Genomic DNA, 21,095 nt, shown 5'->3' with positions numbered 1-21,095 from the left:
GCTCGATGGTGGTGGCGGCGTGCTACTGGTGGAGGACGTTGCCGTCAGGGTTGCCGTCATCGCTCTCCTCCGGGCCGCCGGCAAGATGCGTATGACGACACCTGCCCAGGCGAACAGCCGCAGGCTTGGCAGCCGCACACCATGGGTCGTCAGTCGGGTGCCTACCCCCCGCATCAAGCCGGCCACCCAGCGACCGGCAGCACCAGCCCAATCCAGCCCAGGCGGCAAGCACCTGGTCTTCGGCTTCGTCACACGCATACAGGCCACACCGCGAGTATCGCCCGAGGCCAACACCTGCTGATATACTAATCTGAATTCGTATATACAGAGGGGGTGGCATGACGAAGACCCTGATCGATCTCGATGACGAGGCCCTGGCCGAAGCCGCGAAGTTGCTCGGCACCTCGTCCAAGAAAGACACCGTGAACGCCGCTCTACGAGAGATCGTCGATCGACGCAGGCGGGCAGCGGCTGTGGCTCGCATGCGTGCGATGGTGGCCGAGGGTGAGATCGACTTCTCAGCCATCGATAAAGACGACGGCGCACAACAGGCCGTTGCGTGACAGAGCTCTATCTCATCGATACCAGCGCCTTGATCCGCTTCTACCGTGGTCAGGTCGGTGCGGAATGGGACCAGACTGTCTGTGCCGGGCTCGTCGGCATCTGTGAGCCGATCAGGCAGGAGTATCTCCGAGCTGTCAGTGGCCGACCAGCCTTCTACGAAGCCGGCAATCTACTTCAGGAGACCTTCCCCTACTACATGATCCCTGATTCTGCTTGGCACGAGACGGGCGAGTTGCAGCGCGAACTCGCCGACAAGGGGTGGCACCAATGCGCCTCTCCGGTCGATCTCCTCATGGCGGTGACGGCTCGGCATCACAAGCTCACCGTGCTGCATGCCGACGCCGATTTCGAGACCATCTCCCGCCTGACCGGACAGCCGGTGCGCTGGATCAGCTAGTTGAGTACCTCAACCGCCGACTCAAACCGCCGTTGCCGCTGAAGTTCGGAAGAAACGGCCAAGCCACCGTTGTCGGCAGCGCTGTCGTCTTAGTGGCCGACGTTGCCGTCAAGGCTGCCGCCGACAGTTAGCGAAGAACCACCTGAGCACGGACGCGTGGAAGATCATCGAATGCGGCCGAGGCATCCATCGTGATCACTGTTCTCGCAGTGGCCGCCGCCGTTGCCGCAATCAGCAGATCGTACGCGCCCCGAGACTTACCTTCTCGTCGCACATGCGCCATGGCGTCGGCTGCTCATGTCACCCTCGGCTCCGCACTCTCCCCCGCTGTCAACCATCGAGTACTCGGAGGTTCTCTTTGCACGGTCACCTTCGGTGCCACACACCCGCTCGGGTGGCCGGCTGGTCGAAAAAGGCGATCGTGTGGACGGTGCTGACAACCGTGGGAGTTCGCTGCATGTCCAGACTAGGTGCCGAGCCGACACCCGTACGCGTCCACGGTGGACGCGGCACCGTTTTTCCTGCGTGCGGCCCCCGGCTAGCCATCTGATCTTTGGCTGGTCCGGAGGCTCCATGGCTGGCCATGCCACTGCTTCCGAAGCACGCGTCAGTGGCCGATCGAAGGCAGGGCCAGCCACAACCGATCGCCAGTCCCCGAGGGGCGCCCGTCGACTCAGGCTGGGTCACGTCGCCGAGCAGCCCGGCGTTTTCTCGCCGCTCCTACAGTGGAATCATGATCATCGATCAGAGCGATCTACTGGCCGGCCCTCGAGGCCGCCATGACGCCCAGTATGGCCGCGTAGCCGGCCGGGTCAGGCCCGCGTGGCCACGCGGGCCCCGGCGGTCGTCTCCAGCACGAGCAGCCGTGCGGACAACGGGGCCAACGCGACACCCATCAGAGCGAACATCATGATCCCGGACACGGCGTCGGGCGCTGCGAAGTCGGCTGCCAGTGCCGCCACCAGCGTCACTGCCGCCCACCGCGGTGCCAGCCGCGTCCGCCAGAGGGCGACGGCGAGGATGAGGGTGCCCGCGACGGTCGCCAGCAGCACCGGAACGATGAGCACGGCGAAGGGCGGTGCCGTAAACATCGCCGCGGCGATCTCGGCCGCACCTGCCCGGTCCGGGTGGTGGGCGAGCGGGTACTGGGCCATCACGTAGGCGACGGGACCGATGTGGAGCGCCCACCCCAGCGCCGCGAGGACCGTCGCAGCGACGCCGAGCCGCGAGCCCTGGGCGCGGAAGAGCCCGGTGAGCCCGAGCAGGGCACCGGCGAAGCACAGGAACGAGATGACGAGCAGCACGTTCGCACCCATCCAGCGGGCGGGCTGCGCCTCGATCAGGGCGAGCTGGGCGGGGGCGTCGGCGGACGCCGGCAGGAGGATCGTACCGGCCAGGCCGGCGACGGGGGCGGTGAGCAGTGCGACGGCGGTGCTTCGGCGTGACATGTGGACCTCCGGGGGAGCAGTGGTTGGTGCCGACGACGCTAGGGACGACCGGCGCCAGAATCGTCGGAGGTCACGCCGAACCGCATACGAGCCTGCTCGTATGCGCCTACCTCCCCGGGTCGATGCGGGGCAGCGCGCCGCTATGGTTCGTGCTATGACCGACGACGGCGCCGGTGCCCTGGCGCAGTGGCTGAGGGCCCGGCCGCGGCTCGTGGACTTCACGGTGGCCGCCGTCCTCGTCGCGCTCGGTGCCGGGCAGGTGATGGCCGGGGACGGCGCCGCGACGGCGCTGATCGTCTCGGTCGCCATGACGGCGCCCGTCGTGTGGCGGCGCCGACGGCCCCTGCTGGCCGTCCTGATCGGGTGGTCGGCCCTCTTCGTCGAGGAGGGCCTGGGCGCGGACGTCACGAGCCAGGGCTATGCGGCCGTGATCGCGCTCATACTCACCGTCTACTCGGTCGCCGTCTACGCCCCGCTCCGCCGGGCGCTCGTCGGCCTGGTCGCGGCCCTGGCCCTGGTGTGGGGCGCGATCCCGTTCGCCGCGTCACAGACAGTGGCCGACTTCGCGTTCACCGGACTGATCACGCTCGCGCCCTGGCTCGCGGGCCGCACCATCCGGGACCGGCAGCTGCGCATCACCGAGCTGCGACGCCTGGCCCGCGAGCTGGAGCACGAGCGGGAGGAACGGGCCCGTGAGGCGAGGGATGCAGAGCGCTCCCGCATCGCCCGGGAGATGCACGACGTGCTCGCACACACTGTCAGCGTGGTGGTGGTCCAGCTCGGCGCGGTCGAGCACATCGTGGAGTCCGATCCGGGCACGGCACGCTCAGTGGTCGCCTCGGTGCGCGCCACCGCGAAGTCCGCGCTCGTCGAGCTGCGGTTCCTGCTGGGCCTCGATGGCGTTCCCGCGGCCGGGCCTCGTCCTTCCCTGGCCCGGCTCGGCGACCTAGCCGACGACATGCGTGCCGCCGGCGTGCCGGTTGAGCTGACAGTCAGAGGTTCGGTCGACGGGCTGCCGTCGGCGGTCGACCTGGCCGCCTACCGGATCGTTCAGGAGTCCCTCACGAACGTCATGCGCCACGCCACGGGCGCACCCACCCGTGCCCTCGTGGTGGTGGATGAGGATGCCGTGCGTCTCACGGTCGAGGACGACGGCGCTACCCGGCCCGCGTCGCGGGTACACCCGCCCGGGGCGCCCGAGCGGGCCGGTTACGGCCTGATCGGGATGGCGGAGCGGGCCCGGCTGTGCGGGGGCGACCTTGAGGCCGGGCCCCGGCCGGGCGGAGGCTTCCGCGTTCGGGCGTGGCTGCCCCTGGTGCGGGCCGTGAGCGCGGCGTGATCCGGATCCTGCTGGCCGACGACCAGTCGCTCGTGCGTGCCGGGTTCCGGCTCATTCTCGAGACCGAGGAAGATCTCGAGGTCGTGGGCGAGACCGCCGACGGGCGGCAGGCGGTCGCTGCCGCCCGCGAGCTCCGACCGGACCTCGTGCTCATGGACATCCGGATGCCTGTGCTCGACGGGATCGGCGCGACGCGTGAGCTGGCGAGGGCCAGCGCCACGGCCAAGGTCCTGGTACTCACCACCTTCGACGACGATGCCCTCGTCCACGACGCGCTGCGCGCCGGCGCGAGCGGGTTTCTTCTCAAGGACGTGGACCCTCCCGACCTCGTCCATGCCTGCCGGACCGTCGTCCGTGACGAGGCGCTGCTCGCGCCGGCCATCACCCGGAGGCTCATTGAACGGTTCCTCGCCACCCCGCCGCCGGGCCGCCCGCCGACTGCGTTCTCCCGGCTGACGGCGCGCGAGCTCGAGGTGTTCACGCTGATGGCTCGGGGTCTGGACAACCAGGAGGTCGCCGACCGGCTGGTGATCTCCGCCACGACCGTCCGGACGCATATCACCCGCATACTCGCCAAGCTCGGCCTGCGTGACCGGGTGCACGCCGTAGTCCTCGGCTATGAGTCCGGGCTGGTCCGTCCCGGCGAGGGTGCCTGATCAGATCCAGGTCGGCAGCCACAAGCGCAGTCGCCAACCCCTCGTAGGAGATGGCCTGGCCGGTCCGCACCGGCCAGAAGAACACCGCCGCTGTCGTCATCTGACGCGACCGCGACCAAGCCCTCGCGTGCCGCCGCGTGGTGGAGCGCGCAGCGCATCCGCGTGCTCTGGGGCACCGGCATCGCGCTCGCGGCGCTCGTGGTCGCGGTGGTCGTCGCACGCCTGCTCCGCGGCATCCCCGCGGTCGAGGCGTTCATCGCCGAGTACCCGGGCATGGTCGCGCCACCGGGTGGCGCGCCCGTCGGCCTCCCCGCGTGGCGCGCCTGGCAGCACTTCCTCAACGCGTTCTTCCTCGCCCTGCTCGTGAAGACTGGCCTCGAGCTGCGCGGCAAGCGCCGCCCGCCCGGGTTCTGGACGCGCGACAACACTCGCTGGCCGCGCACCGGGCACGCCCCGCGTCGCCTCGCCGCCTCTGGATCGAGGCGTTCTGGGTGGCCACCGGTGTGAGCTACGTGGTGCTGCTCTTCGCGACCGGACAGTGGGTGCGCATCGTCCCCAGCGACTGGGCAGTGGTGCCGAACGCGCTCTCGGCGGCGCTGCCCGTCCGCGTCGCTCGAGTGGCCGGCCGAGAACTCATGGGTCGTGTATGTACAACTCGCTGCCGACAGTGGCGCGATCGCGCCGGCCGCCCGCCGGAACGCCTTTGCCTTGAACGGCGGCGCCAGCTGCACCTCGAGCAGCGTCGCGATCTCCTCGATGGCCTGCACCGGATCCATGCGCGCAGTTGCCGCCTCTGCGGACTTGTGTGAGTCGAGTAGCGCCGCAGGCGTCTCGAGACCGACGGCAAGGTCTCGAGACGCGGCGCAGGCGCCGATCCTCGACCGCGCACAACGTCACTCGACCGGATGCTGCCCGAGTCCGCGGTCGCGGGCGCGCGCGACGAGCGCCGCACGGTCGCGCGCCTGGAGCTTGGCGAGGATGGCGGCGACATGGTTGCGCACGGTCTTCTCGGAGAGGACGAGCCTGGCCGCGATCTCGTGGTTGCCGAGCCCTGCCGCCACGAGGCCGAGCACCTCGTGCTCGCGATCGGTGAGCTCTGGGAAGACCTTGCCCGCGGCGGTGAGCGGCCGTGTCGCGTACGCGGCGATCCGGCGGCCGACCTCTCCGCCGAATACGGTGCCGCCAGCGGCGACCACGAGGACGGCGCGGGTGATCTCCTCGCGCTCCGCGCCCTTGAGCAGGTAGCCGCGGGCGCCGGCGCGGACCGCGGCGAGCAGCCGCTCGTCGTCGGCGTGCATCGTCAGCACGAGCACCCCGAGGTCGGGGAAGCGGGCGGTCAGCATGGCGAGGGCACTGAGCCCGTCGACCCCGGGCATCTCAAGGTCGGTGAGCGCGACCTCGGGCGACAGTTCCTCCACGAGACGGACCAGCTCCGCGCCGTCAGCGGCCTCACCGACGACTTCGACGTCGGGTGAGGAGGTCAGCGCCGCGTGCAGGCCGAAGCGGAACATCGGGTGGTCGTCGGCGACGACCAGACGCACGGGGGCGGGTGCATCGACCGACGCGCTCATGCGATCCGCACCGCCGTCGGCACCCTCAGCGTCACCGTGGTGCCCGCGTCCGACGAGCTGATCGCGACCTCGCCGCCGAGCTCGCGGGCGCGTGCCCGCATCGAGGCCAGGCCGATCCCGCCGCGCGGCGGCCGGGACGGGTCGAATCCTGCGCCGTCGTCGCGCACGTCGATAACGAGGTTGTCGCCCTCGTCGCCTCGCACGCACACGTCGAGTTGCGTGGCGCCGGCGTGGCGGACGGCGTTGGTCACCGCCTCGGCCACGACCCGGTAGGCCGTCTGCTCCACCCTCGGCGGCAGCGCGGGCAGCGGACCGACCTCCACGCTGACCGGCAGGGTCGCGGCCACCGAGACGACCCCGCGCCGGATCGCCTCGGCGAAGCCGCGCTCCTCGAGCGCCGCCGGCTGCAGGTCGTCGAGGATGCGACGCACCTCCGACACGGTCCCGGTCACCTCGGCTCGGAGCACCCCGGTGATCTGCAGCGCAGTCGTCGCACTGGACGCCCGGATCGCGTCCTCCAGTCCGGCAAGCCCCAGTCCCACCCCCGTCAGGGCGGGCCCGAGCCCGTCGTGCAGCTCGTGGCGGAGCCGTTCGCGCTCCCACGTGCGGGCGTCCATCGCGGCATCCCGCTGCGCTTCCAGCTGTTCGGCCAGGCCCCGCGCGTGGAGCACGGCGGCCACCTGCGCGGCCAGCGCGGCGAGCATCCGTTCCTCGCGCCGTGCGAACCCCTCCTCTGGCCATCTCGGCGCGACCTCGAGCACGCCGAGCGGCATGTCGCCGACCGCCAGGGTGGCGCTGAACGCCGTGGCGGGAAGCTCGGCGTCGGGCTGCAGGTCGCCGCTGCACGCGATCACCGATCGGGAGGCGTCGCGGATCCGGGCGCCGGGGGCGTCGACCGACCGCCGCACGGCGGCGAGTACCGCGGTGAGCAGTTCACCGTCGGTGTCGGCCGGCGCGCCGACGTGCGTGCCGATCTCGGCTACGATCCGCACCGGATCCGCCCGTGGTGACGCGTCGATGCCCAGCAGGCGATAGCGCAGCACCGCGATCGCAATCGCCGCCGGCAGCAGGTACAGGCTCGTGACCTGGGCGACCTGGGCGACCAGGCTGTCGCCGAGCAAGTTCACCACGATGATGAGGATGACGCTGCCGAGCAGCCACGCGAGCTGCTGGCGTCGCGGCGCGGCCGACCTGGCCAACCTGACGATCGCGAGCACCCAGATCGTCGCCGCACCGGCCAGGTACACGACGAAAGACACCGCGCCGAGCGGGCCGTCCGACGGCTGCCCCGCGAGCCAGTGCAGCTGGATGAGCACCGCGCCGAGGGCGACGACGCCCACCGGCCACCACCAGGTACGTCCGGGCGGGCGCCCGGTGGGGAAGAACGCGGGCAACGTGCCCAGCATCGCCATGATGCTCCATCCGCCGACCAGGGTGAGAACCAGCCCGGGAGCGCGTGCCATCCAGTCGCCCGCGGGCGCTGCGGGGCCGAGCCATCCGGCCGCGGCGAACGCCTCCTCGGTCAGCGAGAGCTGGGTCATGGTCCCGACGACGAGGAGGAGCCAGCCGATCGCGTTGGCGGGGCGGAGCCAGGCGAGGAGCGCACCGGCGACGGACCATCCGACACCGACCAGCGTGCCGGCCAGCGCGAGCGTGAGGGGGAGCCGGGCGCCGTAGGCGGCCGTGGCGAACCCCTCGGCCGCCGCGCCCGCCAGGCCGGCCACGCCGACGAGCACGGCGACTGCACCGACTGCGGCTCTCGGGACCCACATGGGATCAGTCTGGAGCCCGCGCGCCCGGGACGCCAGGGGCCAGTGTCCCGTTCGGCCGGGCATATCGCCCGAGTCGACGGGTTCCCTCGCCCTGTCCCGGGGCGCCCCCGCGCCGCGACGCTGGTCGAGCACGACCCTTCCACCAGTTCATGATCCGAAGGAGATCCCATGTCCCTGTCCGCCGAAGCGTTTCCGTCCGCGCCCGCGTCACCCACGCGAGTCCGTCGCCACATCGGGTTCCGCATCATCGTCGCCGCGATCGCGCTGCTGCTCATCGTCGGATTCGGCGTGTGGCTATCGATCCTCACGCCGTGGGTGAGCTTCGCCGACACCACAGACCACGGCTGGCCCCGCACGCCGGAACTGCACCGGACGGCCGACACCGTGAGCGCCGCGGTCATGGGCGCGGTCGGCGCCGCGGGCATCGTCCTCGCCGTACTGCCGCGCCGGCGGTCGGCGCTCACCGCCTGGTTCGTCGCGATGGTCGCGGCGATGGGCATCACCAGCGTGGTCTCGTCGGTCATCCAGGGTCACGACCTCGTCGGCGCCGCGATCTTCGCGGTCGGATGGCTCGCGCTGCTCGCCGTGCCGACCGTGCTCCTCGCGCCCGACCGCCGCAGCCTGCCCGCAGGCGGTGTCGCGTCGGAGGACCGACCGCGCGGGCTGCTCCTCGCGGCGCTCTGGGCGCTCGTCGTCGCGGGAGCCCTCATCGCGGTCGGCGCGATCGTCTGGCGGCTCGCCGGCGGCATCATCGAGAACCCGCGCGAGGACGACGTCGTCGGCTTCGTGCTGCTCGGCCTCGCGTTCGCGCTCGGCGGGGCGCAGTGCCTCCGCGCCCGCGAGAGCTGGCGCACGCTCGCGATCATCCTGGCCGCGGTGACGGCGTACACCGTCGTGGCAGGGGCGTCGATCGCGCTCGGCTGACGCGCTGCGTGGGTCGAGTAGCGCCGCAGGCGCGTATCGAAACCGACGGCTGGGTCTCGAGACGCGGCGCACGCGCCGCTCCTCGACCCGCACAGGCCGAGTTCGGGCGGCTCAGGAACCCGGCGCAGCGCTGTGAGGCCCTTTTCTTTTCGTCGTCAGGTCCAGGCCGAACGGGGATGTTGTCGTCAGCGCTGTCGTCAGGCCCAATAAAAAACGCCCCGTCCGAGATCGGAACGGGGCATTCTTGCTGGTCAGTTGAGGTGGTCAGGGGCGGGGTCGAACCGCCGACCTTCCGCTTTTCAGGTGTGGCGATCGGCGTACTGGGCCATCGTGACCACGAGCAGGACAGCTGCCGTTGGTGCTACCGGCTCGCCCATGGTGGCTGACGTTGCCGTCAGGGTTGCCGTCATCACTCTCCTCCGGACCGCCGGAAGATGGCGTATGACGACACCCGCCCAGGCGAACAGCCGCAGGCTTGGCGGCCGGACACCATGGGTCGTCAGTCGGGTGTCTACACCGGCAGCAAGCCAGCCACCCAGCGACCGGCAGCACCAGCCCAGTCCAGGCGGCAAGCACCTGGTCTTCGGCTTCGTAGCCACCGTTGTCGGCAGCGCTGTCGTCCGAGACACGAAAGCCCCGAAGCGAACTGGCGCAGCCGCGATGCCGACGGCTCAGCGGACGGTTCCGGCCCACTGCCATTCCCCGCGTCGGGCCCGTCCGGGCAGCCCGATACGGCCCGTGCACCACAGCAGGGTGTCGGACGGGCCGTACCCTGACGGGGCGTCGGGGAAGAGGCGGGCGAGGACTGCGCTGCTGAGGTTGTCGGGCATGGCCCAGGAAAGGCCGAGGACGCGGGTGATGTCGTAGGTGTGGACGATCAGTTCGGTAATTCCCATGGCGGCGAATCCGGCAGCGTCGGAGTGGCCCCACGGGTGCCAGGCGCGCACGTGGGCGGCCGTGCCGCGGACGGTGGAGGTGAGGAGGGAAGCGGCGATGCCGAGCCCGTCCAGGCAGTCGGGGATCGGGGCCTGGGGGTCGAGCGAGGCGAAGAGGGTGATGTAGCGGTCGTCGGGCTGGGCGATGAGCAGGCCGGCGTAGCCGACCAGTCCGAGGGCGAGATGGTCGAGGGTCTGACGACAGGTCCAGTCGAGGTCCTGGGCGGGGCGTGACCAGTCCTGGTCGGCTCCCTTGAGGAGAACGGCCGAACAGTCGTCGGCGGCGGTCGTCAGCAGGTCCGTCCATGGCGTGACGGTGGCGGTATCGGTAGGCATCGGGTCCGGCGTGGGATCGGTGGTCGTCGGTGTCCCAGTCATCGGCCGTCCGCCGGTTCCCTCAGGACCTCGATCACGCTCGCGTAGCTGTCGGAGCCGTGGCCGGCGGCCTTGGCCCGCTCCATGACCGACTTCAGGAGTTCGGGCAGGGCGTTGTCGACGCCTCGGGCCTCCGCAGCGTGGAGGAGGTGGTCGATGGCCGCAATCTGCACATCGATGGTGGCGTCGTCGCCGGGGTAGCGGCCGGCGTCCACCTGTGGCGCGTAGGCGCTGAGGAAACCGGCCACGGCGGTCAGCCAGCGGATCGCAATGGGAGTGAAGACCGCGGCTGGTGTCTTCTCCGCGCCGACCAGTGCGGCGCCGTGCAGCCAGCCGGTCATGGTGGACCACATCAGGCCGAGCAGGGCGGCATCGTAGAGAGAGGCCAGACCGGGGTCGGTGCCCAGATGCAGGGGGTCGCCCAGAGCCGCCAGGGTCGAGCGGTGAGCTTCGAAGACCACGCGCGGACCGCTGTAGAGGAACATCATCTCGGGACTGCCGACGCCGGGCGGGGTGGTCATGATCGCGCCGTCGAGATAGTCGGCGCCGTGGGAGCCGGCCCATGCGGCGAACTTGTGAGCCTGCTCGGGGGAGCCGGAGGTGAGGTTGACCAGGACCTTGCCCGAGAGGGATCCGGCGACGGGTTCGAGGACGGTGTGCAGTGCCTCGTAGTCCAGTACGCAGGCGACGATGAGTCGGCTCGCCTCGATCGCCTCCCGAGGCGTCGCGGCCAGACCGGCGCCCCTGTCGACCAGCGGCCGGGCCTTGTGCTCGGAGCGATTCCACACCGTGGTCGGGTGCCCGTGGTCCAGCAACGCACCGGCCAGGGCCGAGCCCATCAAGCCCAGTCCGACGACAGTGACGGCTTGGCGGTCGGTTTTCATGCCACAACTCCTTGTACATCCGCACGTGAAGGTTGATCACTCGCAGACCACACTCGCAGCATGCGGCGGCTGGGAACAGTGACACTGATGACGATCACCACCAAATTCCTGCCATACCCTTCAAGGCATGAGCGCAGGTTCCGTGGCCGTGGTCGTGTCCGAGGAGATCGGAGTCCCCTCGTGGGACCTGTACGAGTTGAGCATCCCCTGCACCGTCTTCGGCAAGCCGCAGTCCGATCTGGCCGACCCCTGGTACGACCTGCGACTGTGCGGGACGGGGGAACGGCCGGGGGACGCCGCGCCGGCCGACTCCGGGCTGGTGCTGCAGACTCGGTATGGACTCGACGACCTGGTCGGCGCCGACACGGTCATCGTGCCTTCGGTGCCCGACTCCTGTATCGAAGAGGGGAAACCGCTGCCACAGGCGCTGATCACGGCCCTGCGCCGGGCCTACGACGGGGGCGCCCGCATGGTCTCCCTGTGCACCGGCGCCTTCGCGCTCGCCGAAGCGGGGCTGCTCGACGGGCGTCCCGCGACAGCACACTGGATGCACACCGCTCTGCTGGCCGAGCGCTACCCGAAGGTACATGTCGACGACTCGGTGCTCTACGTCGACGACGGTGACGTACTCACCAGCGCCGGCCTGACCGCAGGACTCGACCTCTGCCTCCACCTGGTACGACGCGACCTCGGCGCGCACGTCGCCAACCAGATGGCCCGCCGGATGGTGGTGCCCGCCCACCGGCCCGGCGGCCAGGCGCAGTTCATCGACGTGTCCGTGCCCGCCGAAGACGACGAGGGACTGGCTCCCGTACTGGACTGGGCCCGAGCTCAGCTGGACCAGCCGCTGACGGTGCATGACCTGGCGCAGAGGGCCGCGATGAGCCCTCGCACGTTCTACCGGCGGCTCCAGGCGGCCACCGGGACGACCCCTCTGCAGTGGCTCCTCTTCCAGCGCCTGGGACGGGCCCGAATCTTGCTGGAATCGACCGACCTCCCGGTCGAGAAGATCGGGGAGCTCAGCGGGCTGGGCACGGCCAACAACCTCCGCCGCCACTTCCTCAGGCACATCGGGATATCGCCGAGCGACTACCGACGGGCCTTTCCCCGGACGATGCCCGAGTCATCCCCCTCCGCCCTCTGAGAGAGGTCTGATTCGCCCGTATCGGGGCGGGCGGGCAGGGCGTTGATCGAGCCCACCTTGACGGCATGGCGAGCGGCCCGGCTCTGGGCCTCTCGAAGTTCGAGAGCGAGCATCGGATGACAACGCCAGTTAAGCGAACCTCCAGAACCACAGTGAGTTCACGAAACTGAGCGCGTTGTCGTCAGGGCTGCTGTCACCAGAGATCAAAAAGCCTCAAACGTTGATCCGTCCGGGGCATCTTTGCTGGTCACATGATGTGGTCAGGGGCGGGGTCGAACCGCCGACCTTCCGCTTTTCAGGCGGACGCTCGTACCAACTGAGCTACCTGACCAAAAGCGGTCCTGACGGGACTTGAACCCGCGACCTCCACCTTGACAGGGTGGCGAGCACTCCAAACTGCTCTACAGGACCTTGCTTTGCGACTCGCTTAGCTTACCAGTCTTCCGGTGGTCTTCGACCAACCGTTTTCCCAGTAACGCTATACGCTCGCCGTGCCCCCAACGGGATTCGAACCCGTGCCGCCGCCTTGAAAGGGCGGTGTCCTAGGCCGCTAGACGATGGGGGCTAGGATTCCCGGTCGCCTTCCGTCGGAGACCTCTGAAGCATAGGGGACGATCGCCCCTGATGCCAAAGTGGCGGACCCGCGGCCGGCGTTGGCGTGCCACTCACGGATCCCGTTGGCGACGGGGCGTTCGTTGGCTCTGGAGAAATCATACGTCCAGGGTTCTCCTCCACGTGACGCTGGATGTACGCCGACTGCTCCCCCAGCCCGCCGAGCGTGATGTCGTCCCAGGCCTGGAGCCGTTTGGTCTCCTTGTCGAAGTACAGAACCGAGGCCTGCACGGGGGTGGGCTCGGCGTGCTCGAGCGCGCGCAGACCGGCGCCGCCCGTGGACCCCTGGACGAGTACGCGGGTGCCGGTGGGGAGCACGCTGGTGGAGCGGGCGTGGGCGTGGCCGGCCAGCACCATCGGGGTCGCGCCGGAGAAGCCGCGGCCGATCAGCGAGTCGTGGACGGCGACGAGGTCGGGTTGGTCGAGACTGCCGAGATGGGAACGACCGAACTGTGCCAGGGCGTTCGGGTCCGAGTCGGCCGCCACAGACTTGTCGGGAGTGAAGCGCGGATCGCCGAGGCCGTAGATCCTCAGGCCGGCCACAGTCTGGGTCTTGTCGTCCAGGACGATGGCGTTCTTCTGGGCGGCGACCGCCTTCTGGGTGACCATCGAGTCGTGGTTGCCGCGGATGAAGACGTACGGCACACCGAGGCGGCCGATCTCCTCGACGAACTTGTTCTCGGCCTTGGTGCCGTGGTCGGAGATGTCGCCCGTGTCGATGATCAGGTCGACGGCGAACTGTTCCTTCAGGGACCGGATGACGTTCCAGGCGATCGGGTTGATGTGGATGTCGGAGACGTGGAGCACCCGGATGGAGCGGGGATCGGCGTCGTACACGGGCAGGGTCGAGACCGTGTCGTACAGCTTTGAGACGTTCGTCACGAGCTTGGTGAGCTGGGAGCGGTACGACTCGAACTTGGTCACGATCGACTCGGCGCTGCCGACCAGGGACGGCGCGGCGGCGACCAGGCCGGTGTAGCGGGGCTCGACCAGGGAGTTCGGGCGGAAGGTGAGGGCGGCGAGCGCGCCGGTGGCGGCGAGGGCCACGGAGGCGGCCACCAGGCCGAGCAGCGCGACGCGCGGGCGCCGGAACACCATCAGGACGGCGATCAGCGCGCCCGCCCCCGCGCACAGGAGCGAGCGGATGATCAGGGCGCGCGCGCCGTCGAGCAGGTCGCGTTCGATGATCTCGGGGAGCCGGTCGGCCAGGCGCGGGTCCTCCAACAGGGTCTTGGCACGTTCCTGGTCGATGTTCTCGAGTGTGATGCGGAGTCGCAGCGGGGCGTCGTGGGTGTTGAACGTGAGCGTGCCGAGCGGGCTGGCGTCGACGACGGTCTCGCCGTCCCAGGCGGGACGGAGCGACATGCCGGTCTCGACGGGGCCCACCTGGGCGCTGAGAGTGCCGCTGAGGAAGATGCCCAGCCACGCGCCGATGGCGGCGACCAGGAGCACGACCAGGGCTCTGGCCAGGCGTGACTGGACAACGGCGGTCAACCTGTCGACGAACTTCATACAGTTTCTTACTTACCTGACCAGCGGGGCAGAATGGCAAGGGTGATTGAGGTTTCGCGGGAGAAGTTCGAGGAGCTGGTGGCCGAGGCGTTGGACACGATTCCTCCAGAGCTGACCCGTGTGATGAGCAATGTCGTCGTCACGGTGGTCGACGATCCGCCCGAACCCCACCTGTTGGGCCTGTACACCGGCGTCCCCCTCACCGAACGCGGCGACTGGTACTCAGGAGTTCTGCCCGACCGGATCGAGATCTACCGCAATCCGATATGCCAGATCTGCGATACCGAAGCGGATGTCATCGACGAAGTGCGCATCACCGTCGTCCACGAGGTCGGCCACCACTTCGGCATCGACGACGCCAGGCTGCACGAGCTGGGCTGGTAACCGCTCGCGGCGGGTTGACTGCTTTGGGTTGCGGCCTGCCAAGTGTTCAGGCACCTTAGGTGACATACTGAACACTCTGAGTCAGGCACAGCGGAGTCCAATGGGGGCCATGCGGACGCGACGGCTGCCAGGGCGGCACCGCCGTGATCTAGAACGTCAAGCCACCTATGGCGAGGTCATCGCCATCAGGGAGTTTCGCGCACTTTGGTACGGCCAGAGCCTGTCGCTGCTCGGCGACCAGCTCGCGCAGGTGGCACTGGCCGTGCTCGTCTACGACCGTACGGGGTCGGCGTTCGCGACCGCCTCGGTCTACGCGCTGACCTACCTGCCATCGATCCTCGGCGGCCCCCTCCTGGCGGGCCTGGCCGACCGGTTCGCGCGCAGGGGCGTCATGCTGATCTGCGACCTGATCCGCGCGGCGCTCGTCGCGGTGATGGCGCTGCCCGGTGTGCCGTTCCCGGTGCTGTGCGTGCTGGTGTTCTTCGTGGTGCTGCTCAGCGCGCCGTTCTCGGCCGCCCGTGCCGCGCTGTTGCCGGAGGTGCTGGAGGGCGACCGCTACGTCGCCGGCTCGGCGTTGCAGAACATGACGAACCAGGCCGTACAGATGCTCGGCTTCGCGGCGGGCGGCGCGATGATCGCCACCATGGGCCCCTACCGGGCCCTCGCGCTCGACGCGGCCACGTTCCTGGGCTCGGCACTGATCCTGGTCACCGGTGTACGGCGACGGCCGGCCGCGAGCGGCGACGGAGCCAAGCCGTCCATGTGGACGATGACGAGAGCGGGAGCGCGGCTGGTCTTCGGTGACCGGAAGCTGCGCACGCTCGTGCTGTTCGCCTGGCTCTGCGGCTTCTACATCCTGCCGGAGGGCATCGCCGCCCCGTACGCCGCCGCGCTCTACACGGGCGCGCTGCCCGTGCCGGTGATCACGGGATTGCTGATGGCCGCGATGCCGACGGGGACCGTGCTGGGGGCGTTCCTGTTCAGCAGGTTCGTGTCGCCGTCGGGGCGGCTGCGGATGATGGGCTGGCTGGCCATGCTCAGCTGCCTGCCGCTGGTCGTGACCGCGATGCGGCCACCGCTCGCCGTGGTGCTGGTGGCGTGGGTCGTGTCGGGCATCGGAGGGGCCTACCAACTGGCCGCGAACGCCGCGTTCGTCCAGCGCGTGCCCGCCGAGCGGCGCGGCCAGGCGTTCGGTCTCGTGCATGCGGGGTTGATGGCCGCGCAGGGCATCGGCATCCTGGCCGGCGGGCTGGCCGCGGAGAGACTCGGCCCGGAGCCCGTGGTCGCGCTGGCCGGCGTCATGGGGGTGACGTGTGCGGCCGTGCTCGCCATGATCTGGGCCGAGTCCCGTGAGGAGAGTGCCGCCCGCGGGAGTGCGCAGGCCACCGCCTGATCACTGCTGCGGCTTCTGCTCGTCACCCCACGTGTCGGTGTTGCCCTGCCAGTTGGATTTGCTCTGCTGCTTGCTCAGCAGGTCCTGGATGATCGAGGTGTCCTTGCCCTCCTCGGGCATGAGGAGCCAGGCGATCGCGTACACACCGATCCCGACACCGCCGAACAGCGTCGCGATGGCGAGCCCGATGCGGATGAGGTTGGCGTCGATGCCGACGTACTGTCCGACGCCCGAGCAGACGCCGGCGATGATCCGGCCGTTGTGGGTCCTGCGCAGTTGCTTGATGTTCTGTTCGTTCATGCCTCAAGCCTGCCCCTGAACCCGGTGTTCGCACATCAGGATTGCCCCTGGTACAACCCTGGTAGCCCCTTACTTTCGAGGAGAGGATCCGCGATGGACGACCTGCTGCGCCTCGACGACCGGCTCAGCGGTGACCAGAGGCTGATCCGCGACACCGTCAGCTCCTTCGTGGCCGACCGCGTCCTGCCGTACGTGGGCGACTGGTTCGAGAAGGCCACCTTCCCGGCGCGCGAGCTCGCGCCCCAACTGGGCGCGCTGGGCCTGCTCGGCATGCACCTCGAGGGCTACGGCTGCGCGGGCACGGACGCCATCTCGTACGGCGTGGCCTGCCGCGAGCTGGAGGCCGCCGACTCCGGCCTGCGGTCGTTCGTGTCGGTGCAGGGCTCGCTGGCGATGTTCCCCATCTGGCGGTACGGCTCCGACGAGCAGAAGGACGAGTGGCTGCCCCGGATGGCGGCCGGCGAGGCGATCGGCTGCTTCGGCCTCACCGAGCCCGACCACGGCTCCGACCCCGCCAACATGCGCACCCACGCCAAGCGCGACGGGTCCGACTGGGTGCTCAACGGCTCCAAGATGTGGATCACCAACGGCTCCATCGCCGACGTGGCCGTGGTGTGGGCGCAGACCGACGACGGGATCCGCGGCTTCGTCGTGCCCACCGACGCCCCGGGGTTCTCCGCCCCTGAGATCCACAAGAAACTGTCCCTGAGGGCATCCGTCACCTCTTCCCTCTACTTCGACGACGTCCGGCTCCCGGCCTCCGCCGTGCTCCCCGGCGTCTCCGGGCTGAAGGGGCCGCTGTCGTGCCTGTCGGAGGCGCGGTTCGGGATCATCTGGGGGGTCGTGGGGGCCGCTCGCGCGTGCCTGGAGGCCGCGGTCTCGTACGCCAAGACGCGCGTGCAGTTCGACAAGCCGATCGGGGCGTTCCAGCTGACGCAGGAGAAGCTGGCGTGGATGTACGTAGGGGTGGCCCAGGCCGGGCTGACCGCGTTGCACCTGGGGCAGCTGAAGGACGCGGGGCAACTGGAGCCGCGGCAGATCAGCTTCGGCAAACTGGCCAACGTACGCGCCGCGCTGGACATCGCCCGGCAGGCACGATCGATCCTCGGGGGCAACGGGATCACGCTGGAGTACCCTGTGATCAGGCACATGAACAATCTGGAGAGTGTGCTGACATACGAGGGCACTCAGGAGATCCACACGCTGGTGCTGGGCGAGGCGCTGACCGGGCTGTCCGCTTACCGCTGAGGGGGGCGGGAAGTGCGTCGCGTGGAGGGCGGTAATCTCTGTACCCTTGCTGTTGCAGGGGGCGTTAGCTCAATTGGCAGAGCTGCGGACTTTTAATCCGTAGGTTCCGGGTTCGAGCCCCGGGCGCCCTACCACTTCACACCCTCGAATCCCGCCGCTGAGCTGGGCTTTCTTGCTGGTACCGCTCGTGCCCCGCAGGCAGGTGGATGCCGCCGGAAGCAGGCGTGTGCCAGTCATCGCGGAATATACGCGGAATGGAGCCTCTGCAGGCCCGGCACCTCGTGATCGTCGGCTCTCCCTTGCCAGTCATGGATCAAGGGTCTTCACCTGCGCTTACGCAGCCCATCCCGAGGCGGAATCTCTCTGCCGGATGTGCGCTATCCCTTGACGGGATAACTTCGAAACGTGAGCGTGTAGTCACCGGCAGTCCAAGGACGCAAGGGAAACGGCAGATGCCCGCAGATGCGGCAGAACCGGTCGTTGTATCGGCTGACCAAGGTCAGCGAGATCATGAAGGGCTCCGTCCAGGTCACCTCACTGGACGTCTTCGAACGCGTCGCCGAGGGCCTGCGCATGCCCAACCCCGCCCGCCTGACTCTCGGCCTGCCCCCACGTCATCACCGGTGTCCCGCTTCGCCGCACACGCCGAGGGATGGGACACCAACAAGTGCCCTGCTTAGCGTGGAACAAGTCGCTGTCGGCCAGCGGCAACAAGACGACACCCAAGACGTGGACGTGCTGACGCTGGCCTGGATCGCCGGAAGGCTGGACGCACACGTGGACCGCCGAACCATCCTCATCCTCGCCGCGGGAATGACCGCCGAAGCCGCCGCCATCATCGCCGACCCCTGGGCCGGGCGCCGCGTGCCGGCCCCGCCGTATCAACCGAACGCCCCGGCCGGGGTTGCCGCGCCGCCGCACAGATGCAGCCCTACGATCGCCACTGCATGGCTGGACGCCGTACGTGCTTGGGGGCGATCGACGATCCAGGGTTCGCTCCTCACCCTGGCTCACCGGAAACGCGGGCAAAGCCCCGAGGAGTGGTGGGTTTTCAGGTTGAGCCTCGGTGTCTACTTGCCGTTGTCGATCGCGGTGATGCCGCCGGTGTCCGCTGGTTGGTTTGAGTTGGGTCGTGGACTCCTCGGACAGGTAGCGGCGCTCGCGTGACTGCCGCTCGTTGTGCATGTCCGGTCGCTGGGTTAGCGGTGTCGCCGGTACTGCAGATAGACGAGCCCGTTGCTGGAGGCGGTGCTGGAGACCAGGTCGAGCTGATAGGACTTGGGGACGCCGTCGAACAGCCGGGTGCCCTCGCCTGAAACGTAGGGGAACATGCTCAGCTGGAGCTCGTCGATCAGGTCGAGCCGCATGAGCGACCGCCAGAGGCTGACGCCGCCCCAGACCACGATGTGGCCGTCGCCGCCCAGCCTGAGCTTGTCGATCTCGTCTGTCGTGTCGCCAGCGGCGATAGTGGTGTTGGCCCAGTCGGCCGTCTTCAGGGTCCGGGAGAAGACGACCTTGCGGCCGGCGTTCAGGATGTCGGCGAACGGGTGGTCGGTGGACGTTGTCATGGCCCCGGCGATGCTCTCGTAGGCGGTGCGGCCCATGATGTGCGCGTAGGCGCTCTGGAGAAAGTCGAGGTGCGCCGGGTCGTCGGGCTCACGGTTTTCGGGCAGGTCGAAGCAGAACTTCCAGAACTCGGTGCCCTCGTCGGCGAGGAGGCCGTCGAGGGAGTAGTTGAACACTGTCGCTATCAGCTTCCGCATGATCAAAACTCCGTGGTCTCGGGTCGTCTGGGGACCGTGCTTGCCGGGGGGGCGTGCGTGTCCCGGGCCGCAGCGCTCGCGTGGCCGCGGCGTCTGTGGCCTGTCGCTAATGCTCTAGACAACACTGCCGCCCGGAAGTCATCGGTGCCCGGTCTACTGGCTGGATGGAGCCGTCGCCAGTTGCAGTTTCTGTTGCAGTTCCACGCCGTTCAGGAGCGTTCTGGGAAGACCGCACACAGCCACTGACCTGCATTGAACGATCCGGAAGGCTCGAACTGGATCTTTTAGTCCGTAGGTTCCGGGTTCGAGCCCCGGGCGCCCTACCACCCCACACCCCACCTGACATGGGATTTCTCGGTTCTCGAGAGCCTCGCGCGAGGCCGAGATTCGATCTGTTCTCCGCGCTGTTCGCTCCCTCGGGCCGACAAGCGGTGATCGCCTGCCCGTCGTCCGCCGATCGTCGAGGGAATGCGAGCTGTTCCATGCCGGCGTTCCCAGTCGATGGTGAAGGCGGTGCGGTCGTAGCCGTTGCGGGTGCGGGCTTGGACGGAGTTGTCGTTCCGCAACGGCGTGATCAGCCTCACCTGGTGCTGCTGGCGGGCGGCGACGATCAGTTCGGCGGAGGAGTAGCCGGCATCCATGTAGTGCTCGGCGGGCAGAAGGCCGCGCCGGACCAAGTGCTGGTGGATGGTCTCGGTCATCGCCGTGTCGGGCACGGTGGCCTCGGTGGTGGCCACGTTCGTGATCAGGTTCGGCGGCCTCATGTCGAGGTCGGCGCCGAAGTCGGTGCCGCCGGTGTCGGCGAGGATGTCTTGGGGGTCGGCGCTGCGCTGGCAGGTTTCGCTGATGTGCACCTTGTAGCCGTTCCACATCAGCTCGCTGCCCTTGGCCGCCCAGCGGGCATCGAGGTCATAGGGCGAACTCAGCCGGTATCTGCCCGGCGGCAGGCCCTCGCCGCCCGATGCGAGGTCCTGCCGCCGTTTGATCACCTGCCGTCCCCGCCGATCAGTGGTGCGCACATAGTGCTGGATCAGCATGACGCGCAGAGTGTCGACGGCCGCAGGTGGCGCAGCCAGGTCGGGGAGAACGGCGCATACACGGCCTCGACCAGCGCATACCCATCCGCCCCATAGACCCGCGCCAGTTCCTTTTGCTTGGTCTCGGAGGTGGGCATCCGCCAGGAATCGGCCCGCAGCCGATAGCGTCCGGCCCAGCCGGGCACCTCCAGCACCTGTTGCACCCAGCCGGGCTCGGCCACCGCCAACGCCTCCAACGCGGCCCGCACACATTCCCCGGCCAACTCCACCCTGTTCACATCCCGCACCGCGGAGACCACATGCGTGGAGTCGGTGCGCTGCTTGCCGCCCGCCGCCAGCATGCCGCGCTCCTGCAACGCGGCAAGCAGCAGATCCAGCGGCTTTCCTCCAGCTCGTGGGCGATCACTCGGGGGCGGAACTCACTCAGCACGCTCGCATCGAAGCCCGGGTCGTCCAGGTTCAGGCCGAGAGCGTACTTCCAGGTCAGATCGGTGGCCACCGCCTCAGCGGCCTGCCGGTCGGTGAGGTTGCCCACCCGCTGCAGCACCGTGATCAACGCCAGCCGTCCCGGCGACCAGCCCGGCCTGCCCTCCTTACCGAAGGCGCCTGCGAACGCCTCATCGGCGAACACCTCACCCCATCAGATCACGAACCAGTCGACACCGCGCGAGTTAACCAGCTGGGTCCTACAGGGTCCACATGCTCGGCACCACTGCCCACCCGGCCGCCACCTGGGTCATCCAGGCGTTCAAGAATCTCGTGATGGATCTGGAGGACGCGGGCTGCCGGGCGCGCTATCTGATCAGGGACCGGGATGGGAAGTTCCCGGCCCTTATG

General features: G+C 69.1%; 23 protein-coding genes and 4 tRNA genes. 13 read left to right on the top strand and 14 right to left on the bottom strand.

Features of this window, described 5'->3' with window-relative positions:
• Positions 1 to 338: 338 nt before the first annotated feature.
• Entirely contained in the window at positions 339 to 563 is a 225-nt protein-coding gene (locus tag AB0C16_RS16890; RefSeq protein ID WP_357683626.1) for a type II toxin-antitoxin system VapB family antitoxin, read from the top strand.
• A complete protein-coding gene (locus AB0C16_RS16885) occupies positions 560 to 961 on the top strand; it encodes a PIN domain nuclease (protein WP_357683624.1) in 402 nt (133 codons plus the stop codon). Before AB0C16_RS16890 ends, AB0C16_RS16885 begins: the two co-directional genes overlap by 4 nt.
• Positions 962 to 1,773: 812 nt before the next feature.
• On the opposite strand, the gene AB0C16_RS16880 is transcribed toward AB0C16_RS16885, so the two are convergent.
• Complete coding sequence (locus AB0C16_RS16880) at positions 1,774 to 2,409, bottom strand: hypothetical protein (protein ID WP_357683622.1); 636 nt, start codon at positions 2,407 to 2,409, stop codon at positions 1,774 to 1,776.
• A 154-nt stretch (positions 2,410 to 2,563) separates the two neighbouring features.
• Between AB0C16_RS16880 and AB0C16_RS16875 the strand changes: the two genes are divergently transcribed.
• From AB0C16_RS16875 to AB0C16_RS16860, 4 genes are all read left to right on the top strand, one after another.
• Entirely contained in the window at positions 2,564 to 3,748 is a 1,185-nt protein-coding gene (locus tag AB0C16_RS16875; protein ID WP_357683620.1) for a histidine kinase, read from the top strand.
• Positions 3,745 to 4,404 (top strand): response regulator transcription factor, encoded by a 660-nt coding sequence (locus AB0C16_RS16870; protein WP_357683618.1) that lies wholly within the window; start codon positions 3,745 to 3,747, stop codon positions 4,402 to 4,404. The genes AB0C16_RS16875 and AB0C16_RS16870 overlap by 4 nt, the downstream gene beginning before the upstream one ends.
• 162 nt (positions 4,405 to 4,566) lie before the next feature.
• Positions 4,567 to 4,911, top strand: a complete 345-nt coding sequence (locus AB0C16_RS16865; RefSeq protein ID WP_357683616.1) for a hypothetical protein — start codon at positions 4,567 to 4,569, stop codon at positions 4,909 to 4,911.
• A complete protein-coding gene (locus AB0C16_RS16860) occupies positions 4,908 to 5,213 on the top strand; it encodes a hypothetical protein (protein ID WP_357683614.1) in 306 nt (101 codons plus the stop codon). Before AB0C16_RS16865 ends, AB0C16_RS16860 begins: the two co-directional genes overlap by 4 nt.
• Positions 5,214 to 5,297: 84 nt before the next feature.
• Here AB0C16_RS16860 and AB0C16_RS16855 read toward each other — a convergent pair whose 3' ends face one another.
• Together AB0C16_RS16855 and AB0C16_RS16850 are read right to left on the bottom strand one after the other, a co-directional pair.
• Positions 5,298 to 5,975, bottom strand: a complete 678-nt coding sequence (locus tag AB0C16_RS16855; protein ID WP_357683612.1) for a response regulator transcription factor — start codon at positions 5,973 to 5,975, stop codon at positions 5,298 to 5,300.
• Positions 5,972 to 7,747 carry a sensor histidine kinase gene (locus AB0C16_RS16850; protein WP_357683610.1) on the bottom strand — a complete coding sequence of 592 codons (1,776 nt, stop codon included), beginning with the start codon at positions 7,745 to 7,747 and terminating at the stop codon, positions 5,972 to 5,974. Before AB0C16_RS16850 ends, AB0C16_RS16855 begins: the two co-directional genes overlap by 4 nt.
• Before the next feature lie 168 nt (positions 7,748 to 7,915).
• On the opposite strand from AB0C16_RS16850, the gene AB0C16_RS16845 reads away from it, so the two are divergent.
• Positions 7,916 to 8,671, top strand: a complete 756-nt coding sequence (locus AB0C16_RS16845) for a hypothetical protein (protein ID WP_357683607.1) — start codon at positions 7,916 to 7,918, stop codon at positions 8,669 to 8,671.
• Between the two features lie 671 nt (positions 8,672 to 9,342).
• On the opposite strand, the gene AB0C16_RS16840 is transcribed toward AB0C16_RS16845, so the two are convergent.
• Together AB0C16_RS16840 and AB0C16_RS16835 are read right to left on the bottom strand one after the other, a co-directional pair.
• A complete protein-coding gene (locus AB0C16_RS16840; protein WP_357683605.1) occupies positions 9,343 to 9,942 on the bottom strand; it encodes a maleylpyruvate isomerase N-terminal domain-containing protein in 600 nt (199 codons plus the stop codon).
• Positions 9,943 to 9,980: 38 nt separating this feature from the next.
• On the bottom strand, positions 9,981 to 10,865 hold the full coding sequence (locus tag AB0C16_RS16835) for an NAD(P)-binding domain-containing protein (RefSeq protein WP_357683603.1): 885 nt from the start codon (positions 10,863 to 10,865) through the stop codon (positions 9,981 to 9,983).
• Between the two features lie 127 nt (positions 10,866 to 10,992).
• Here AB0C16_RS16835 and AB0C16_RS16830 point away from each other — a divergent pair, with 127 nt between their 5' ends.
• Positions 10,993 to 12,009, top strand: a complete 1,017-nt coding sequence (locus AB0C16_RS16830; protein WP_357683600.1) for a helix-turn-helix domain-containing protein — start codon at positions 10,993 to 10,995, stop codon at positions 12,007 to 12,009.
• Between the two features lie 257 nt (positions 12,010 to 12,266).
• Here the strand turns inward: AB0C16_RS16830 and AB0C16_RS16825 are convergent.
• From AB0C16_RS16825 to AB0C16_RS16810, 4 genes are all read right to left on the bottom strand, one after another.
• Positions 12,267 to 12,340, bottom strand: a tRNA-Phe gene (locus AB0C16_RS16825).
• Between the two features lie 5 nt (positions 12,341 to 12,345).
• Positions 12,346 to 12,420 (bottom strand) — tRNA-Asp (locus AB0C16_RS16820).
• A gap of 81 nt (positions 12,421 to 12,501) precedes the next feature.
• Positions 12,502 to 12,574, bottom strand: a tRNA-Glu gene (locus AB0C16_RS16815).
• Positions 12,574 to 14,133 (bottom strand): metallophosphoesterase, encoded by a 1,560-nt coding sequence (locus AB0C16_RS16810; RefSeq protein ID WP_357683598.1) that lies wholly within the window; start codon positions 14,131 to 14,133, stop codon positions 12,574 to 12,576. The genes AB0C16_RS16815 and AB0C16_RS16810 overlap by 1 nt, the downstream gene beginning before the upstream one ends.
• A gap of 42 nt (positions 14,134 to 14,175) precedes the next feature.
• Between AB0C16_RS16810 and AB0C16_RS16805 the strand changes: the two genes are divergently transcribed.
• Both AB0C16_RS16805 and AB0C16_RS16800 read left to right on the top strand, forming a co-directional pair.
• On the top strand, positions 14,176 to 14,517 hold the full coding sequence (locus AB0C16_RS16805) for a metallopeptidase family protein (protein ID WP_357683595.1): 342 nt from the start codon (positions 14,176 to 14,178) through the stop codon (positions 14,515 to 14,517).
• 109 nt (positions 14,518 to 14,626) lie between these two features.
• A complete protein-coding gene (locus tag AB0C16_RS16800; protein ID WP_357683592.1) occupies positions 14,627 to 15,910 on the top strand; it encodes an MFS transporter in 1,284 nt (427 codons plus the stop codon).
• Here AB0C16_RS16800 and AB0C16_RS16795 read toward each other — a convergent pair whose 3' ends face one another.
• A complete protein-coding gene (locus AB0C16_RS16795; RefSeq protein ID WP_357683589.1) occupies positions 15,911 to 16,210 on the bottom strand; it encodes a PspC domain-containing protein in 300 nt (99 codons plus the stop codon).
• A gap of 93 nt (positions 16,211 to 16,303) precedes the next feature.
• Here AB0C16_RS16795 and AB0C16_RS16790 point away from each other — a divergent pair, with 93 nt between their 5' ends.
• From AB0C16_RS16790 to AB0C16_RS16780, 3 genes are all read left to right on the top strand, one after another.
• Positions 16,304 to 17,458 carry an acyl-CoA dehydrogenase family protein gene (locus tag AB0C16_RS16790; protein ID WP_357683587.1) on the top strand — a complete coding sequence of 385 codons (1,155 nt, stop codon included), beginning with the start codon at positions 16,304 to 16,306 and terminating at the stop codon, positions 17,456 to 17,458.
• A gap of 58 nt (positions 17,459 to 17,516) precedes the next feature.
• A tRNA-Lys gene (locus AB0C16_RS16785) sits at positions 17,517 to 17,592 on the top strand.
• Positions 17,593 to 17,920: 328 nt separating this feature from the next.
• Positions 17,921 to 18,625, top strand: coding sequence for a hypothetical protein (locus AB0C16_RS16780; protein ID WP_357683584.1), 705 nt, complete (start codon positions 17,921 to 17,923; stop codon positions 18,623 to 18,625).
• 32 nt (positions 18,626 to 18,657) lie between these two features.
• On the opposite strand, the gene AB0C16_RS16775 is transcribed toward AB0C16_RS16780, so the two are convergent.
• The 4 genes from AB0C16_RS16775 to AB0C16_RS16760 all read right to left on the bottom strand — a co-directional run bounded on the left by AB0C16_RS16775 (position 18,658) and on the right by AB0C16_RS16760 (position 20,889).
• On the bottom strand, positions 18,658 to 19,221 hold the full coding sequence (locus AB0C16_RS16775; RefSeq protein WP_357683582.1) for a dihydrofolate reductase family protein: 564 nt from the start codon (positions 19,219 to 19,221) through the stop codon (positions 18,658 to 18,660).
• Between the two features lie 320 nt (positions 19,222 to 19,541).
• Positions 19,542 to 20,258 carry a hypothetical protein gene (locus AB0C16_RS16770; RefSeq protein ID WP_357683580.1) on the bottom strand — a complete coding sequence of 239 codons (717 nt, stop codon included), beginning with the start codon at positions 20,256 to 20,258 and terminating at the stop codon, positions 19,542 to 19,544.
• Positions 20,252 to 20,614, bottom strand: a complete 363-nt coding sequence (locus AB0C16_RS16765; RefSeq protein WP_357683577.1) for a hypothetical protein — start codon at positions 20,612 to 20,614, stop codon at positions 20,252 to 20,254. Before AB0C16_RS16765 ends, AB0C16_RS16770 begins: the two co-directional genes overlap by 7 nt.
• Positions 20,533 to 20,889, bottom strand: a complete 357-nt coding sequence (locus tag AB0C16_RS16760; protein WP_357683574.1) for a transposase — start codon at positions 20,887 to 20,889, stop codon at positions 20,533 to 20,535. The genes AB0C16_RS16765 and AB0C16_RS16760 overlap by 82 nt, the downstream gene beginning before the upstream one ends.
• Positions 20,890 to 21,095 lie beyond the last annotated feature (206 nt).

Source organism: Nonomuraea sp. NPDC048916 (assembly GCF_040649575.1).
Lineage (GTDB): Bacteria > Actinomycetota > Actinomycetes > Streptosporangiales > Streptosporangiaceae > Nonomuraea.
The sequence above is the reverse complement of the archived record's forward strand: the minus strand, read 5'-3'. Positions and strand labels throughout refer to the sequence as shown.

Excerpts from the sequence above, each read along its gene's own strand:
- AB0C16_RS16770 (WP_357683580.1), bottom strand. The coding sequence starts at position 20,258 with ATGCTGATCCAGCACTATGTGCGCACCACTGATCGGCGGGGACGGCAG.
- AB0C16_RS16880 (WP_357683622.1), bottom strand. The coding sequence starts at position 2,409 with ATGTCACGCCGAAGCACCGCCGTCGCACTGCTCACCGCCCCCGTCGCC.
- AB0C16_RS16845 (WP_357683607.1), top strand. The coding sequence starts at position 7,916 with ATGTCCCTGTCCGCCGAAGCGTTTCCGTCCGCGCCCGCGTCACCCACG.
- AB0C16_RS16830 (WP_357683600.1), top strand. The coding sequence starts at position 10,993 with ATGAGCGCAGGTTCCGTGGCCGTGGTCGTGTCCGAGGAGATCGGAGTC.
- AB0C16_RS16835 (WP_357683603.1), bottom strand. The coding sequence starts at position 10,865 with ATGAAAACCGACCGCCAAGCCGTCACTGTCGTCGGACTGGGCTTGATG.
- AB0C16_RS16840 (WP_357683605.1), bottom strand. The coding sequence starts at position 9,942 with ATGCCTACCGATACCGCCACCGTCACGCCATGGACGGACCTGCTGACG.
- AB0C16_RS16800 (WP_357683592.1), top strand. The coding sequence starts at position 14,627 with ATGCGGACGCGACGGCTGCCAGGGCGGCACCGCCGTGATCTAGAACGT.
- AB0C16_RS16855 (WP_357683612.1), bottom strand. The coding sequence starts at position 5,975 with ATGAGCGCGTCGGTCGATGCACCCGCCCCCGTGCGTCTGGTCGTCGCC.
- AB0C16_RS16850 (WP_357683610.1), bottom strand. The coding sequence starts at position 7,747 with ATGTGGGTCCCGAGAGCCGCAGTCGGTGCAGTCGCCGTGCTCGTCGGC.
- AB0C16_RS16810 (WP_357683598.1), bottom strand. The coding sequence starts at position 14,133 with ATGAAGTTCGTCGACAGGTTGACCGCCGTTGTCCAGTCACGCCTGGCC.
- AB0C16_RS16780 (WP_357683584.1), top strand. The coding sequence starts at position 17,921 with ATGCGGCAGAACCGGTCGTTGTATCGGCTGACCAAGGTCAGCGAGATC.
- AB0C16_RS16875 (WP_357683620.1), top strand. The coding sequence starts at position 2,564 with ATGACCGACGACGGCGCCGGTGCCCTGGCGCAGTGGCTGAGGGCCCGG.
- AB0C16_RS16790 (WP_357683587.1), top strand. The coding sequence starts at position 16,304 with ATGGACGACCTGCTGCGCCTCGACGACCGGCTCAGCGGTGACCAGAGG.
- AB0C16_RS16890 (WP_357683626.1), top strand. The coding sequence starts at position 339 with ATGACGAAGACCCTGATCGATCTCGATGACGAGGCCCTGGCCGAAGCC.
- AB0C16_RS16795 (WP_357683589.1), bottom strand. The coding sequence starts at position 16,210 with ATGAACGAACAGAACATCAAGCAACTGCGCAGGACCCACAACGGCCGG.
- AB0C16_RS16775 (WP_357683582.1), bottom strand. The coding sequence starts at position 19,221 with ATGCGGAAGCTGATAGCGACAGTGTTCAACTACTCCCTCGACGGCCTC.